Below are 15,787 nucleotides of genomic sequence, written 5' to 3' on the forward strand. Positions count from 1 at the left end.
CCGCGTAAGCGCTTCGCCACCGATGCGCCTCGCTGCCCGTATCGTTAGGTGACCTTAGGTCGTCGCTACACTGCGTCCTCAACCTTCCACCTTCCGCATCCCGAATTCCCGAACTTTCACTTCATTTCATCAGTTCGTCATGACTCCGCCCAATACTCCGGGACTTCGACCAAGTTCCAAAGAGGACATCGGAGTCTATGAAACCCATCGCCATTCTGGCAGGCGTCGTCGCGCTTTTCGCCGAGCAGCACGCCCTCGCCGCTAATTTCCAGATCATCAACGGGCAGACGATCACCGCAGGCCAGACGCTATCGAGCGGCCAGACCGGCACGATCAACGGCGGCGGCACGTTGCAGGTCAGCGGCAGCACCGTGGGCATTACGGCCACCGGCAACGCCACCATCGTCAATAACGGCACGATCAATATGACGGGCACCGGCCGGGCCATTCGCGACAACACGGGTGTGTCGCTTACGGTCACGAACGGTGTCGGCGCGAGCATGACCACGTTCGACGCCGACGTGATTCAGATGAACAAGGCGAACGGCAGCATCGTCTTCAACAACTACGGCACGCTGACGTCGACCAACAACTCCTCCTCCGGCAATCAGGCCATCGACTTCAACGCCATCACGACCGGCACCAACGTCCTCAACAACTTTGCGGGTGGTGTCATTCAGGCGAACGAAGCCGATGCCGTGCGCCCCGGCGTGAATGGCGTGGTCAACAACGCGGGCATCATTCGTTCGACCGTGAACCCCGGCAGCACGAGCAGCAGCGACGGCGTGGACGCCCAGGCCAACAGCGGCATCACCGTCAACAACACGGGGACCGGCCTGATTCAGGGGGCGCGCCACGGCATTACGGGCGGTGTCGATGCGACGACCGACGGCACGTTCACGCTGCGTGTCAACAACGGCGCCGGCGCCACGATTCAGGGCATGAACGGCTCCGGCATCAATATCGACGGTTTCAACGCGAAGGAAGTCGTCACCATCGTCAACGCGGGCACGATCATCGGCAATGGTGTGACGGGCGATGGCGACGGCGTGGATGTCGACGGCATCGTCAACATCACCAACTCGGGCACGATTCGCGGCGCGCGCGCCAACAACGACGTCAGCGAAGGCGTCACCGTGGGGGGCGGCACCATCGTCAACAGCGGCACCATCGTCGGCGAGAACACGCCGGGCGGCATCGGTCGCGGCATTACGCTCGCGGGTGTCGACAAGGATCCCGTCACCAAAGCCCCCATCGCGCCGCAGGGCATCTACACGAACACGACCATCGTCAACAGCGGTCTCATTCGTGGCCAGAGCGACTCGGCGATTGCCGTGACGGGCGGCCGCAACGCCTTCACCGTGACCGTCATCAACCAGGCCAGCGGCGTGCTCGAAGGCGGCGGCGCAACGGCGGCGGTTGTTAATACCGGCGCCAACGATGCAACGGTGATCAACTACGGCACGATCACGGCCGACCAGAGCGGTCGCGCGGTGGATCTCGGCAGCGGCAACAGCAATCTCCAGATTCTGGGCGGCGCAGCGGTCGTGAATGGCGACGTGTCCGGTGGCACCGGCACCAGCACGCTGACCATCACGCCGGGCGCGGGCAACGCGTTCAACTACAACGGTGCGATTTCCAACTTCTCGGCAGTCTCACTCGGCGCAGGCACGATCACGCTCAACGGTGCGAGCGCTTACGCGGGCGCAACGTCGATTGCCAGCGGTGCAACGGTCCTCGTCGGCGACGCCGCGCATCGCAACGCAACGCTGGGCAGCGGCATGACGTCCGTCGCCTCCGGTGCGACGCTCGGCGGTTACGGCGGCGTACTCGGCAGCGTGACGAATGCGGGCACCATCGCGGTGGGTAGCGCGTCGCTGGGTGCTACGCCGGGTGTGCTCGGCACGTTCACCATCGCAGGCGATTACGTCGGCAACAACGGCACGGCGCTGTTCGGTGCGACGGTCTCGCCGGATGGTTCGGCCGCATCGGACAAGCTTGTCATCAACGGGAACGCGAGCGGCACGACGCTGCTCAAGCTCACGATCACGGGGACGGGTGTGCCCACGTCGGGCGCGGGCATCCAACTGGTGCAAGTCAACGGAACGGCCTCGGACGGGGCCTTCAAGCTGGCGGCACCGATTCAGGCGGGCGCATATCAGTACCTGCTTCGCAAGGTCGGCCCGGTGGGCGGCGATCCGAGCTGGTACTTGTCGACGTCGTACGCCTCGGGCCAGACGGCCTATCGCGCCGCAGCCGTTGGCTACGCGATGACGCCGCAACTGAACGCCGACTTCGGTTACACGATGCTGGGCCGCTTGCAGGAGCGCATGGGCAGTGTGCGCGGTGTGAGCGTGCCGGGAGAGGATGCATCGAACGGTGTGTGGGGACGTTTGTACGGCAAGACGATGGACGCCACGCTGTCGGGCCGCTTCGGTGCGGACGAACGCATGTTCGCAGCGCAGTTCGGCCGTGACTGGCGTCTGAATACGGACGCCTCGGGCATGGGCGGCAGCGCGCTCGTGGGACTGACGGCAACGTTCGGGGCGGCCTCGGCGTCGTTCTCCGACAGCGCGCGCACGCAGGACCCGACGCTCTCCACCGCGACCGGCACCGTCTCGATGCAGGCGCAATCGGTCGGGGCTTACTGGACGCGCATTCTCCCGCAGGGCGCCTTCATCGACGTCACGACGCAGTTCTCGCACTATCGCAACAAGTACAGCGATGTTGCTGGCGTAGGCGCGACGCAGAATGGCTTCGGTGCAGCGTTGTCGGGCGAGGTCGGTCATCGCTTCTCGATTCTGGGATCGGGCTTTACCGTCGAGCCGCAAGTGCAGTTGGCGTATCAGTACCTGCATCTGAATGGCTTCAGCGACAGCGTGTCGTCGGTGTCGGGCAATACGACGAACGCCCTGCGCGGGCGCGTGGGCGTGAAGTTATATACGCCGGAGCTGGGCAATGCGGTGGGTGTCGGTTCGGCGTCGCCGTACCTGAGCGTCGACGTGGTCCACGATTTCCTGTCGCCGGGTGCGACCCACGTGGGCGGCGCGACGTTCGACAGCAGCCTCGCGAAGACATGGTACGAACTTGGCGCAGGCGTTGAAGCGACGCTGGGCCGCATGTCCTCGCTGTACGCCGGTGTGAAATACGCCCGCAACATGGGCGGCGACTACCGTCGTAACGTGTACGGGCAAGTGGGGTATCGGTATCGCTGGTGATCAGCGGAATTGACGGGGTGCGACGACAGGGGACCGTCGAGCAAAATTCCGGCGATAAGTGGCTCCTTCGGGAGCCATTTTCGTTTCGACATCCCTCATTTGCAGGATGCCGACGCGGTGGGGCGGCTTCTATACTCATTTCATCCGATAACTCGACGCCTGCGGCAAGGCGCAATCCATGAACGCCCCTATCATGCGTTTCATTTTTCGCGGCCCGGCGCTGCTTTGCGCATTGACAGCGTTGCTGTTGAGCGCCTGTGCATTGACACCGAGAATTCCTGCCCAGCAGCCGCTCGGCATGGGTGTGTTCGATCAGCAGCCTGCCCAATCACCGCAAGCCCGGTTGCATGGCGGGCCCGACGCGCGGCTGGCCGTCATGCTCACGCGCAATACCATCGCCAACACGCGCTACATTCGAGAGCGTCGCATCGACTACGAAGATAAATGGACCGGCAATGCGTGGATGCAGCCCTATGGTGTGCTGCTTGATCCCTCCTTTCCCCTCGCCTGGGTCGCGAACTCGCTCAAGCGGCAATTCGGCACCGTGAAGCTGGTGTCGACACTCGCAGAATTTCGCGAGGGAGATTTCGATGGTCTTGCACTCGTCGACATCTTCTACGAGCCTTACGGAAAGGGCATTCCAGATACGACATCGCGCGTGACGGTGGCGTTCTACGACACACAGGTTCGTTACGTCGGGGTGGCCGCGAGTCGCGAGTACAAGGCAGACACCGGCCTGTGCTGCTGGTCGTATGCGGACGTCGTCCCCTATTCCCGCAAGCAGCATCGTCCACTAACGGATGCCCTCGCCGAATTCGACGCCAATCTGCTGTCCGTGGTCGATCGTTCCGGCGTAGCGCAAAGCGCGTCGGGCAAGCGCAGCACGGTGCAGAAGTAAAAGTGCGCCGCGCTGCGCCGACGGCGACACCGCTGGCGAATGCGTGAGAAGCAACTCACCACGTCTTTGAAGGGCAAGCGATGCATATGCGACTTCTCCCGACTCTTGGCCATCGATATTGCATTGCGGCGATGGCATGCCTGATTGCGCACGTCACCCCGGCGCAGGCGCAAAGTTGCGACTGCACTCAGATCGTCGGGTCGTGCGCGGGGGCCGTCTCGCTGACACCCACGGGTAGTCAGAAGGGCTTGTACGGGGCCGATCTGAGCATCACCGCCAACGCACCGCAGTGCGCCCGGGTCGAGTATTTCGTCGACAACACCCCGGCGTTCACGATTCTGGTGAACGGCCGTACGGGATCGGATCGCGTGACGGGTACAAGCGAGCAGCCGATGACGGCGAGCCGCGTCACTTATCAGAGTTGCCGTGTCTGCCGAGCGGGTTCGGCAGACACCGGGCAAAAGACCTCCGCGCAAACACGCAGCGAGGCGGAAATGCTCTTCGCTACAGCGCTGGAACAAAACAACTTCAATCCGAACAGCAAAGAAGAGGCGTTCCAGCGTCTGGCGAGCGGAGGCGGGTCGGCAGACGCCGCCACGACCGCCGCAATGATGAGCGTGTTGCAGGGGATGCAGCCGCTTCAGTCGAGCGCAGGACGGACCGCGACTGTCCCGACGCCTGCAACGACGGCAGGTGCAGGATCGCGATATCGAACCGGCGACCCCTGTACTTCACAAGGCTTCCGGACATGCGATTTCGGTGGTCCTTCGCAGGTCAATTCGCGGTAGCCACGATCAGCCCTGAACCGCACCGAGCTTGGCAATGTCGCCCGCATTCTTCAGCGACTCGACTTGCCAGCAGGCATCGATCAGACGGCGTGCTTGCGCATCGGGCAGGATGCCGTTCACCAGATCGAGGAACTTGGTCTCCAACTGCTTATCCGTCATCGGCACTTCCAGACTACCGATGGCGTGCTCGATGAACTTGTGCAGCTTGCGTCCGTCCTTGAGCGTGATGGTCATGTCGACCTGCTCCGGTTTGATCGACGGCACGACTGTCGCCGTCACCCGGTCACGCAGTGCAATGACCGCCGGGTCCTGCACTGCGCGATCACTGTACTGACGCTCGCCCGCCGCGCCTTCGATGATCGCTACCGCCACCGAGTGGTAGACGCTAAACTTGCCCTCCAGGCCGATACGCGGCGTCTTCTTGCCGGTCAGCTCGATGACGAGCGGGTTGACCTTCAGGTCGATGCTCGCGATCTGGTCGGCCGTCAGCTTGTATTCGTTGCGCAACTGGATGGCTGCGTCGATAGCCGGGTGGATCACGATGCCGCACGCGAACGGCTTGTACGTGTTGAGCGCCGCCTCATAGCGCTGACCCAGACCTTCCGTGATCTCACGGTAGTCCTGCTTCGTGCTGATGGCGTTCGCCCAGCCACGCTTGGCTTCGATCATGCCGTCCGAACTGGTGTAGTCCTTCGCAGCGAGCAATGCGGCGAAGAGCCCGTTACTGGCGGCGCGTCCCGGATTGAAGCTCTTGTTCATCGAGCCGAACGACTCGCGCAACCCCACCGGCTGCGACGCCGCCAGACCCAACGCCCAGACCATCTGCTGCTCGGTCAGTCCCAGCACCTTACCTGCGGCCGCAGCCGCACCGAACACGCCAGCGGTGCCGGTGATGTGCCAGCCCACGTCGTAATGGTTCGGATAGACGGCGTTGCCGATACGGCACTCCGTCTCTACGCCCAACACCAGCGCGTTGAGGAATTCGCGGCCTGAGATCGGGTGGTACTCCGACAGTGCGAGCAAGGCCGACGTCACCGGACCGGCCGGGTGAATGATCGTCTTCAGATGCGTGTCGTCGTAGTCGAAGATGTGGCTCGCCACACCGTTCAGGAACGCCGCGTCCATGATGTCGAAGCGTTCCGTGCGGCCGAGCAAGTGCGCCTGCGCCGGACCGGAGAACGGCGTGAGCGCCGCGACGGCGCGATCCACCGTCTCATGATGCGAGCCGCCAACGGCCACACCGATCCAGTTCAGCAGCGTGCGCGTGCCTTCCTTACGGACGTTCGCTGGCAGATCTTCGTAGCGTGCGTTGACGATGTAACGTGCCAGCGTGCGGGTCACACCTTTGCCGCTCTGCGCGTTTTCAGCGGCGCCGGCGGCGGATGCTGCGCCGGGGGCGGGCGCGGCAATGCTGCGCTGAACCAGTCCCTGCGCGGCGGCCAGCGAGGCGAAAGCGCCAGCCTTCAGGGCCGAGCGTCGGGTAAAAGTGCTCATGTGTCGTTCCTCCTTGAAATCGTTGTGTGTGCTTTGGTGAATGGCTACCGGTTGCCCTGCGTTGGGGCAGCCCAAAATGATCGGCCATCTCGCGACGCATTAGAATCGCAAAAATCACAACCATTAGTGCACTGAACGCATGAATCTGGAATTGAGCGACCTGCGAGCCTTTGTGGCGATTGCGGAGCGGGGCAACTTTCGGGCGGCGGCGGAGGAAATTCACTTATCGCAGTCGGCGCTCTCGCGTCGCATCGCCAAGATGGAAAGCACGCTGGGCGTGCGGCTGCTGGATCGCACGACCCGTCGCGTCGATCTGACCGCGTTCGGACGCGATTTCGCCCGCAAGGCGCGTGAGTTGCTGAACGATTTCGACGAAAGCCTGCGCGGCCTGACGGACGGCGCGACGCGTCTCGGCGGAGAGGTCACGCTCGCATGCGTGCCGTCGGCCGTGCGTCACTTCCTGCCGGAGGTGCTACGTCAGTTTCACGAGACTTACCCACGTGTGCTGATCCGTGTGACGGACACGGGGGCGAGCGACGTGCTGTCGAGCGTGGTGCGTGCCGAAGCAGATTTCGGGCTGAACTATCTCGGCGCGCAGGAGGACACGATTGAGTTCGAGCCGATTCTGAAAGAGCCGTTTGTGCTCGCTTGCCGACATGAGCATCCGTTGGCCAGGCGCAAGGAAGTGAAGTGGTGCGAGTTGAAGGACTACGACTTCATGGCGGTGGCCAAGGCGAGCGGCAACCGGTTCGTGCTGGATCTGGCGCTGGCGGGCACGCCCGATCTGCCACGCTCTTTCTGCGAAGTCCGGCATGTGATGAGCGTGGTGAGTCTGGTCGAAGCGGGCTTGGGGATTGCGGCGGTGCCGAGACTGGCAATGCCGCCGGGTGAGCATCCGCTCCTGACGAGCGTGCCGCTGGTGGAGCCGGAAGTCACACGAACCGTCGGTTTGATTCGTCGGCGCGGACTGGTGCTATCGAGCGCAGCTCAACAGCTTTACGACACGATTCTTGAGTTTGCGGGCGGGAAGCCGAGATCAGGACATTAACCGCACGTTACGTATTCGCGTGCTAGGATTAGCTTCCAGCAGTAGGAGTTCGCCACATGCCAACGCAGTTGCATAAACAGTACCGCCAGCGAACGTACATGATTCGCGTAGCACCGAACGGGGTCTCGGGATGGAGAGCTGTCGCATCGGTAGGTCACATGGAGAACGGGGTGTTCTTCACGGACTTCTCCAAAATCACCGGGTTATCAGGTCACTCGCCAGATGACGCGTGGGTGAGAGCCGAAGCGCAGGTGCTGGCGTTCATCGATAAGATCGAGGGGTGAGGTGCATTGTTGCCTCTGATCCGATCGGCAGATCTGATGTCGATCAGCTAAACGAATGATGCCGACCGCTCGTTGTGCCTCCTAGAATGAGAAAAAATAAAACTTGGGAGTCGGGATATGCGAGCGGTTATGGCGTCATGCGTTGCTTTGCTGTCGTTTTCGGCGCAAGCGCAGAGTAACAACTGCGACTGTCAGCAGTTCACGGCGGCGTGCGAAGCATCGATCAATGTGGTCCCCACGACATCAACGAAAGGCTCGTACGGGGCAGACCTGAAAATTCGCTCGACCGCGCCTCAATGTTCAAAAGTCGACTACTACGTTGACGGTACACCGTACTTCACGATTCTGAGTCAGGGCAACCAGGGCGAGGATCGCGTGTTCGGACAAAAACCGATCACGCGCGCAAATATCAGCGATATCAGTTGTCACGTCTGCCGCCGTGAAGGCGAAAGCGCGTCATCCGGCAATCAAACAAAACCGAAAGGCGGCTCACAAGTCACCCTGTTCCGCCCCGACGGCGACGCCGGATCGGCGGTCACTAATCAATTGGTGGTCGACGGTCAGTCCGTCGGCAATCTCGGGAACGGACAGAGTCTCACTATCTACCTTGGCACAGGTTCGCACACGGTAAAAAACACCCGGATATACCAAGGCGCGTGGCAAGGCGAATGTACGCAGTCGATTCAGGTCGATGGTGCCAGTGCCTATCGATACGAGGTTTCACTGGTTCGATTGGTCGGCACAACGGCGACGTCTGCTAGTGAGGCGTCTTGTCGACTTATCGCCCGATAGTTGAGCTGCGATCATTCCGAAAATGACATCGGCGATCTTCGTTGAGTTTCACAACCTCACACATTCCCCGAAGGGCGTAGGTACAGCTCTCTTGTACCTCCCAAGCAAGCAACCAATACGCCGGCACAATGGGGCGCGCCGGACTCAATCAAAAAATCAGTCAATCCGCAGGCAGCATAAGAAAGATCTGCCGTGGCTTGTCGGATGGACTGACCGCGGTACTTGCGGACAGATTTTTATGGTCTTGTCATAAGATTTTCCCTTAAAGTACTCATCGGTCGGGACAGACGCGCCCTTTGCTGATGGAAAAAAATGAAAATTCAGTTGATCGAAGGACAATTCCAGTCAATTCCCACCCGCTGTTCCGCGCTCAGTACTCTGGACCGAACTGTACAGGTCATTGGTACTCCCCACTTGTCGCCTATCCAAAGTGCCGTCAACGAAGACTCAAAAGGGGAATCTGCACGTAGTGAGTGGGAACGGTTCGTCGCGGGAGCGCCAAGATGAGTGCGATTCCATTTACCGACCGAGAGCTAAGGAACGCATGGCGAGAATTGACCCTCCTCGCCTGCCCTACGGAAGATGGCGCACGTAAGAATCCACATCGATTGCTGCTTTTTTACGCGGTGGAGTGTGGCCTTAAAGCTGTTTGGCTGAAACGCCAAAACCGTCGGCTGTTTGACCGAGAAGACATCGAAAGGACGGGGCACAACCTGCGCCGGGTGCTTAAAGAACTGAAAGTTGGGTCTGAGTTGTCCTTGCCTGAAAATTTGAACCTAACTCCTGTGACACGCAATGGTGCGGAAGAGCCTCGCAAAGGTGACGCCAGCATCCTGCACCAAGCTTGGCGATACGGCGGGAATTTCACCGCCCCAACCGACAGCGATTGTGAGCGCCAATTGGAACTAGTACTGAAGTGGATTCAAGGAGAACTGAAATGAGCCTGCACATGGATGCAGCCGCCCGTCTACTGACGTGGCTGGATGTTGAACGACTGCTCAAGCATCGCACAGTGTTGTGGTCCCACTTGCCCCACGGCGTACTAGGTGTTGATTGTTTCGCAAGCGGGATGGAGGTTCGCCACTTCGTCAATAGTGAGCACGTTGACCACTGGCTGGGCCAAATATTCGGCCACTCGTACCGGAAAAACAATCGGTCCATCGACTTACAAATCGGCGAATCCAGTTACCCCGTGGATTTCGTGCAGGAGTTGGAGACGACCGCGTCGTCCTTTGGGCAAAGCTACCCGCTGTGGCGCGACGTAACGTATCTGCCGACATACGAGACGACCGATGCTGACTCTGCACCACAGCAGCTCGTCAAGCGCTTAGAAAACGCGCCAACGGCGTGGTCGACTGGCCCCGACGTTATCTCCTTCCATTCATTTAAGGGGGGAGTTGGACGCACGACCGCCCTGATGACTTTTGTGGCTGCCTGCATGCAGGAATCCAGTTCTAGTCCGAAGAAGATCCTTGTTGTGGATGCAGATCTAGAAGCTCCTGGAGTCAGCTTTTGGTTGGACGAAGGTAACCGACCGTCGGTGTCCTTCGTGCAACTGCTAGAAGCATTGCACTATCCCCCTGCGGGAATTGACGCGACGCTGGACTTTTTCGCCCAAGAGTTGCGCAAGACGTCGCTTAGTGTCGGAGGTATGCAACGTGAGCTATTCGTCTTGCCAGCAGCCCGCGACTTGGTCGAAATCCAGGACATGCCAGTGGCCCCCGAACATTTGGCGAGAAATCCAGCTAATCCTTGGCAATTGTCGGACCACTTACACGACCTGGGTCGGCGCCTTGGTGTAGACGCCGTGTTCATTGACTTACGTGCAGGCTTAAGCGAACTGGCTAGCCCCATCCTTTTCGATCCACGAGTGGACCATTTTTTCGTCAGTACGGTGGCGCCGCAGTCGGTACAAGGCATGGCTGAAGTTCTACGCTGCCTTTACGCCTTTAACCGTCAGTTGCCGACAGCGCGTCAGGCCGATGCACGGCCCACAGTAGTTTTGAGCTTGCTGACCAAGGAACTGCGAGATGCAGTGCACTACGAGCAAGCTCTGAAGTTGCTGGGTGACGCCTACCCTACTGACGACGCACTGAATCCCGGAGTGCAGTGGTTAGAGGCCGAATTCCTTAGCACCTTAATGTCAGTCGGATCAGTACGTGAGGCGCTGGAAGAGTTACCCAAATCCAGTCGATTGTTTTCCAGTGCAAGCGAGTGGGCTAAGGCGCTGTATGCCGAACCGGCGCAAGCCCAAGCGCTACCAGTTCCACCGACCGACGGTGCCAACGCCACAACCTCGGCACGGCAGGAGCATGCAAGGAGATTGCACGACGTGTGTAAGGCGGCAGAGTTTGCGGACAGCGGAGCAACTAGCGCGATATTGGCCACCGAACCACTGATAAATCTCGGCAAGCATTACGCTAACGAATTGCCCAACCTGCTAATGATCGGAGCCAAAGGGGCAGGCAAGACGTTCACATTTCGCCAGTTGGTGGGGGTAGGTACGTGGCAGCGCTTCTTGAGCAAGCTGGGTTTCGCCCTCGCAAGCACAACCGATGCGGCGATCTTTCCAGTTCTCTGGTCCGACAACATTGAGGACAAGCCGGATGGAGAGATCAAGTTAGCTCAGGGACGCACTCTTGACTTGATCCGAGGTGACAAGCAACTGTTACTCGGAGCTAGCGCAGTGCGGCGACTGATTGAAGAAGCTCTCAAGTCCCCCCCCGATCATTGGGAGGACTTCTGGGACGACCTCATCGCTCGTCAGTTCGGTCTCCTGGAAGGCGGATTGCGAGCAGTCAATCAATCACTCGCAGCCCATTCCACACGTGCCGTTTTTGTGTTCGATGGCATTGAAGATGCATTCAAGGATGCCAATGACGACCATTCCGCAGAGGCGATCCGAGCCTTGCTACGGCTACCAAATCGCATCAGCGAATTGGAGAATCGCTGCATGGGCACGATCGTTTTTGTGCGAGCTGATTACGTACAAACCACGATTCGCCAGAACTTGGGACAATGGCTTCAGCGCTTCCAACCGTTTCGCCTGCAGTGGAACCCAGAGAGCTTTTTACGTTTAGCCTTCATGTTGAGTTGCCAAGCAGGCATCCACTCAGACCAATCGAAGTCAGCGGAGTCCCTGCGCATCGAAGAGCTGAAGATCGAGTTGCAGCGCCTTTGGGGGAAAAAGCTCGGCAGTGAGAAATCAAAAGAAGCACACTCTGCGCGATGGGTTTATACAGCCCTGTGTGACCTGAAAGGCAATGTACAGGCGCGTGATTTAGTTCGCTTCCTGAAGTTCGCTGCAGAGTTAGAGTCTACGCGAACTGTGCAAACATGGCCGGATCGTTTGCTTGCCCCAGAATCCATGCGCAAAGCTATTCCTGATTGCAGTATCGAAAAGGTGAATGAAGCCAAGTCAGAAATCGCGCCGCTGAAAAAGTGGACAGAGTTGCTAGAACAGCAAAACGTTCGCAACCTCAAGGTGCCGTTCAGCTTGGAACAGGCCAAGCTCACCCCAAGCCTTCTCGGTTCGCTACAAGAGATTGGAGTTATATACGAAGACGTGGATGGAAACTTGGGCGAGGAGCGGCTGTTTTTGCCAGAGATCTACAGATACGGACTCAGCTTCGACACGTCGGCGGCTGGACGTCCGCGCACTCAAGCGCTATTGAAAAAGAACATCGGGGCCATTCCGCTTTGACTCGGACTCCATCTCCTCCTCTATGACATGCTTCGGATGGGTTGGATTCGCAATGCGAAGATAGGGTGTCTTGGCCCGTCTGAGCAAGTGACGAACGAGGTTGCAGCGGTTGGGCTACCTGTGCCTGCGAATTTGCTAAGGTTTGGGCTAAAGTCGACAAGAGAGGTGCCCGCTTGCGATTGCATCAACCGCTTGAACTTGATGAATTTGTAGGCACCTCCTGCACCGCCTTCGCCAAAGTCCTCGACAAGAATCAGCGGTTTAACCGACGGAGCTATGCCGTCCAACTCGACGTCGACGAAATTTTCGCCCCATCAACCGGATCTCGCGATTGCAAATCTCCCCAATCCCCGCATACAATGACGCTCTTCGCGGGCGTCGTATAATGGTAATACCCTAGCTTCCCAAGCTAGAGCCGTGGGTTCGATTCCCATCGCCCGCTCCAGAGAATTTTCGAGAAAGCCGTCCTTGTGACGGCTTTTTTGTTTTCCGACGTCGCTCGCCGTCGTCCTCTCCCCCACCATCCGCCCAAATCCACAACCGATATCCGGTTATTTGAACGGATGGTAAAAAATCACCTATAGTCGCACTATCGGACGGGTGCCTCGTGGCACCGGCTATTTCCATCCCTCCAGAACGACGAGGTCCATCATGAGCGGAAGACCCAGAGAATTCGATGACGCAGCCGTCATCGACGCCGCCATGGACGTCTTCTGGACGAACGGCTACGAAGGCACCTCCGCGCAGGCGCTCGTCGAGTGCACAGGCCTCGGACGCGGCAGCCTCTACAACGCCTTTGGCAGCAAGCTCAATCTCTATCACGAAGCCCTTGAGCGCTATCAGACGCTCGGCCTTCAACAACAAGTCGACATTCTCAACGGCAACGGCCCCGTCAAAGATCGTCTGCGCGCGCTCATGCAATGGGGCATCGACGACGATCTCGATCCCGAGAAGCAGCGCGGCTGCATGTCGCTTTTCGCGGCTTTCGAGCGTGGTGCCAAGGATGAACGCGTCCGCCAGATCAGCCAGGCCTACTTCGTCCGCTTCGAACAAGTGCTCGTGCATCTGATCGCCGTCGGACAACACAACGGCGAACTGTCCGCCGAACGCTCCCCGGTCGTGGTTGCCCGCACGTTCCTCTCGAGCTACTACGGCCTGCGTGCGCTGGGGCGCACCGTCTGCGACCGCGCATTCCTCGAAGGCATCATGGAAGGCATACTGGCTCAGCTCTGACGGACGACCACGTTCAGTCCGCACCCCAACACTTTCTCGCGCAGCACGTCACCCACAACACCCAACAATCGACTCCCCCCATCGCGGCTCGTTATTCCTCCCGCGAATATGGAATGAACGTTAAAGAATATGACGCAAAAATCCTCAATGCCACCCGTCGTCTACTTACTAGGACTGACCGTCTTCGCCATGACCACGGCCGAATTCATGGTCGCCGGAATGATGCCCGCACTGGCCGACGCGATGAACGTCGGTATCGGCAAGATCGGCAACCTGATTTCGCTGTATGCCCTCGGCATGACCATCGGCGGTCCGGTGCTCACCGCCGTATTGCTCGCCCTGCGCACGCCGCATAAGCGCGCACTCATCTGGTTGCTCTCGATCAACGTGGCAGGTGGCGTGCTGGCTGCTATGTCGACGCGCTATGAAATGATGGCCGTCGCGCGAATCATCATGGGCGTGGCCAGCTCAGCAACGTTCGGTGTCGCGCTCACGCTCTGCGCCGATCTCGTCGCGCCGTCGGTGCGTGGACGCGCCGCCTCCTTCGTGCTCGGCGGACTGATGTTCTCGCCGGTAGTCGGCGTGCCGCTCACCGCCTTCATCGAACAACACTACGGCTGGCGCGCCAGCTTCTGGCTCGTCGCTGTGCTGGCTGCACTTTGTACTGTCGCCATTGCGCTGTGGGCACCGGCCGACCATAAGCAAGACGGGGCCCATGCCGAAGTCGTCAGCCTGTCTGCCGAATTCCGTTCGTTGCTGAATCGTCCGCTGTGGGCCGCGTTTGCGACCAGCGGGTTGATCATCGGCGCGACCTTCGCCGCGTTCAGCTATTTCTCGCCGATCTTTTTGAATGTGGCCGGTGTGTCCGCCGCCTCGATTCCGAATCTGCTCGCGATGTACGGTATTGCGAACATCATCGGCAACGCCGTCGTCGGACGCTTTGCCGATCGTCACACGCTCACAGTGCTGGTGGCGGGTTTGTCAGTGCTCGCACTCGCCCTGATAAGTTTCGCGCTTTGGGCCGAACTGACGCCGGTCGGCGTCGCGGCGTTTGCTGCCATCGGCCTCACGGGGGTCTCGCTCAATCCGGCAATGGTCGCGCGAGTGATGCGCGCCGCAGCGCCGGGGCCGCTCGTCAATACGATGCATACGTCGGTGATTACTGCGGGCCTCGCCTTCGGGACGTGGGCCGGTGGTGCGGCGATCGATGCGGGCTACAGCATGCGCGCGCCGTTGTGGATTGGCGCAGCGATGGCCGCCGTCGGTCTCGCCAGTTTGTTGCCTTACCTTCGGACGGGTCTTGCCCAAGCCCCCGAAACTGCTTGCTCGACCTCCTGAACTGAATCAGAAGAGGGTGGCAGCGAATTCCGAAACGAATTTATGGACGGACTCGGATTCGCTGCACCCAAGCCACTGCATTCACGACCCGACCAGAAAGAACGCCCGATCCCATGTCATACCTCCGGACATTGCTCGATTCGGCTGCTCGACGCGTTAGCGCTTAGGAAAAAGCGCGATCACCTGAGGAATCCCCCGCCTGCTATTGGAGGCTTCCGTTGCGCCGATTCCGCGTTACATGAAGATATTGACCGTGTCGGCGAGAAACTTTGCGACAGGTGCCGCAGCACGTGCCCAGCTTCCGATCATGACCAGTCCGTCGCAGATGAGTCCGATTGCGGGCATGTCACACCTCCAGTCTTGTTTCGATGCTTCGCGTTGATTGCGGGAATGTTCAGAACAGCGCCATCACGTCGTTGAAGAACTTGGCCACCGGGGCGGCCCGGCTTGCCCACGTGCCTACAGTCACCAGTGCGTCGCAGATCGGTCCGATTGCAGTCATTTCACACCTCCGGTCTTGTTTCGTTGTTTCGCGTTGATCGCGGGGAATTTCAGAACAGCGCCATCACATCGTTGAAGAACTTGGCCACCGGGGCAGCCCGGCTTGCCCACGTGCCTACGGTCACCAGTGCGTCGCAGATCGGTCCGATTGCAGCCATTTCACACCTCCGGTCTTGTTTCGTTGTTTCGCGTTGATCGCGGGGAATTTCAGAACAGCGCCAGCACGTCGTTGAAGAACTTGGCCACCGGGGCGGCACGGCTTGCCCACGTGCCTACGGTCACCAGTGCGTCGCAGATCGGTCCGATTGCAGCCATTTCACACCTCCAGTCTTGTTTCGTTTGTTTCGCGTTTGTCGCGGGTTGAGTGAAAGATAAGCCTCGGGTCGGCACCTGAAAACTGAGATAAATCACAGTCGGCGTCCGGCGGGGCTTTCAGAGGGGTTTCAGGGGGCGTTCGGGCGCTTTGCTCGCCCGTCAATCCCCCGACCGG

General features: G+C 59.7%; 11 protein-coding genes and 1 tRNA gene. 11 read left to right on the forward strand and 1 reads right to left on the reverse strand.

Features of this window, described 5'->3' with window-relative positions; translation table 11 throughout:
* The first annotated feature begins 197 nt into the window (after positions 1-197).
* The 3 genes from NA29_RS21465 to NA29_RS21475 all read left to right on the forward strand — a co-directional run bounded on the left by NA29_RS21465 (position 198) and on the right by NA29_RS21475 (position 4,904).
* Entirely contained in the window at positions 198-3,218 is a 3,021-nt protein-coding gene (locus NA29_RS21465) for an autotransporter family protein (protein ID WP_052252299.1), read from the forward strand.
* Between the two features lie 178 nt (positions 3,219-3,396).
* Positions 3,397-4,116, forward strand: coding sequence for a hypothetical protein (locus NA29_RS21470; protein ID WP_039393033.1), 720 nt, complete (start codon positions 3,397-3,399; stop codon positions 4,114-4,116).
* Positions 4,117-4,247: 131 nt separating this feature from the next.
* The gene (locus NA29_RS21475; RefSeq protein WP_039393034.1) at positions 4,248-4,904 is read left to right on the forward strand and encodes a hypothetical protein; all 657 of its coding nucleotides are present in this window, start codon (positions 4,248-4,250) and stop codon (positions 4,902-4,904) included.
* A 6-nt stretch (positions 4,905-4,910) separates the two neighbouring features.
* Here NA29_RS21475 and NA29_RS21480 read toward each other — a convergent pair whose 3' ends face one another.
* Entirely contained in the window at positions 4,911-6,398 is a 1,488-nt protein-coding gene (locus tag NA29_RS21480; protein WP_039393035.1) for an MmgE/PrpD family protein, read from the reverse strand.
* Between the two features lie 139 nt (positions 6,399-6,537).
* On the opposite strand from NA29_RS21480, the gene NA29_RS21485 reads away from it, so the two are divergent.
* The 8 genes from NA29_RS21485 to NA29_RS21520 all read left to right on the forward strand — a co-directional run bounded on the left by NA29_RS21485 (position 6,538) and on the right by NA29_RS21520 (position 14,796).
* Positions 6,538-7,446 (forward strand): LysR family transcriptional regulator, encoded by a 909-nt coding sequence (locus NA29_RS21485; protein WP_039393036.1) that lies wholly within the window; start codon positions 6,538-6,540, stop codon positions 7,444-7,446.
* A gap of 56 nt (positions 7,447-7,502) precedes the next feature.
* On the forward strand, positions 7,503-7,730 hold the full coding sequence (locus tag NA29_RS21490; RefSeq protein ID WP_039393037.1) for a hypothetical protein: 228 nt from the start codon (positions 7,503-7,505) through the stop codon (positions 7,728-7,730).
* A gap of 117 nt (positions 7,731-7,847) precedes the next feature.
* Positions 7,848-8,522: a hypothetical protein gene (locus NA29_RS21495; protein WP_157127438.1), complete on the forward strand. Its 675-nt coding sequence runs from the start codon at positions 7,848-7,850 to the stop codon at positions 8,520-8,522.
* Positions 8,523-9,025: 503 nt separating this feature from the next.
* Positions 9,026-9,463, forward strand: a complete 438-nt coding sequence (locus NA29_RS21500) for a hypothetical protein (protein WP_072633468.1) — start codon at positions 9,026-9,028, stop codon at positions 9,461-9,463.
* Positions 9,460-12,225 (forward strand): KGGVGR-motif variant AAA ATPase, encoded by a 2,766-nt coding sequence (locus NA29_RS21505; RefSeq protein ID WP_039393039.1) that lies wholly within the window; start codon positions 9,460-9,462, stop codon positions 12,223-12,225. Before NA29_RS21500 ends, NA29_RS21505 begins: the two co-directional genes overlap by 4 nt.
* Before the next feature lie 371 nt (positions 12,226-12,596).
* Positions 12,597-12,670, forward strand: a tRNA-Gly gene (locus NA29_RS21510).
* Positions 12,671-12,876: 206 nt separating this feature from the next.
* On the forward strand, positions 12,877-13,458 hold the full coding sequence (locus NA29_RS21515) for a TetR/AcrR family transcriptional regulator (RefSeq protein WP_039393041.1): 582 nt from the start codon (positions 12,877-12,879) through the stop codon (positions 13,456-13,458).
* A gap of 189 nt (positions 13,459-13,647) precedes the next feature.
* Positions 13,648-14,796, forward strand: a complete 1,149-nt coding sequence (locus tag NA29_RS21520; RefSeq protein WP_257125705.1) for an MFS transporter — start codon at positions 13,648-13,650, stop codon at positions 14,794-14,796.
* The last annotated feature ends 991 nt before the right edge of the window (positions 14,797-15,787 follow it).

Origin of the sequence: Pandoraea sputorum, from assembly GCF_000814845.2 — a bacterium.
Classification (GTDB): Bacteria; Pseudomonadota; Gammaproteobacteria; order Burkholderiales; family Burkholderiaceae; genus Pandoraea; species Pandoraea sputorum.

Coding starts and splice junctions, on each gene's coding strand:
- NA29_RS21500 (WP_072633468.1), top strand. CDS start 9,026: ATGAGTGCGATTCCATTTACCGACCGAGAGCTAAGGAACGCATGGCGA.
- NA29_RS21490 (WP_039393037.1), top strand. CDS start 7,503: ATGCCAACGCAGTTGCATAAACAGTACCGCCAGCGAACGTACATGATT.
- NA29_RS21515 (WP_039393041.1), top strand. CDS start 12,877: ATGAGCGGAAGACCCAGAGAATTCGATGACGCAGCCGTCATCGACGCC.
- NA29_RS21480 (WP_039393035.1), bottom strand. CDS start 6,398: ATGAGCACTTTTACCCGACGCTCGGCCCTGAAGGCTGGCGCTTTCGCC.
- NA29_RS21485 (WP_039393036.1), top strand. CDS start 6,538: ATGAATCTGGAATTGAGCGACCTGCGAGCCTTTGTGGCGATTGCGGAG.
- NA29_RS21465 (WP_052252299.1), top strand. CDS start 198: ATGAAACCCATCGCCATTCTGGCAGGCGTCGTCGCGCTTTTCGCCGAG.
- NA29_RS21520 (WP_257125705.1), top strand. CDS start 13,648: ATGACCACGGCCGAATTCATGGTCGCCGGAATGATGCCCGCACTGGCC.
- NA29_RS21470 (WP_039393033.1), top strand. CDS start 3,397: ATGAACGCCCCTATCATGCGTTTCATTTTTCGCGGCCCGGCGCTGCTT.
- NA29_RS21505 (WP_039393039.1), top strand. CDS start 9,460: ATGAGCCTGCACATGGATGCAGCCGCCCGTCTACTGACGTGGCTGGAT.
- NA29_RS21495 (WP_157127438.1), top strand. CDS start 7,848: ATGCGAGCGGTTATGGCGTCATGCGTTGCTTTGCTGTCGTTTTCGGCG.
- NA29_RS21475 (WP_039393034.1), top strand. CDS start 4,248: ATGGCATGCCTGATTGCGCACGTCACCCCGGCGCAGGCGCAAAGTTGC.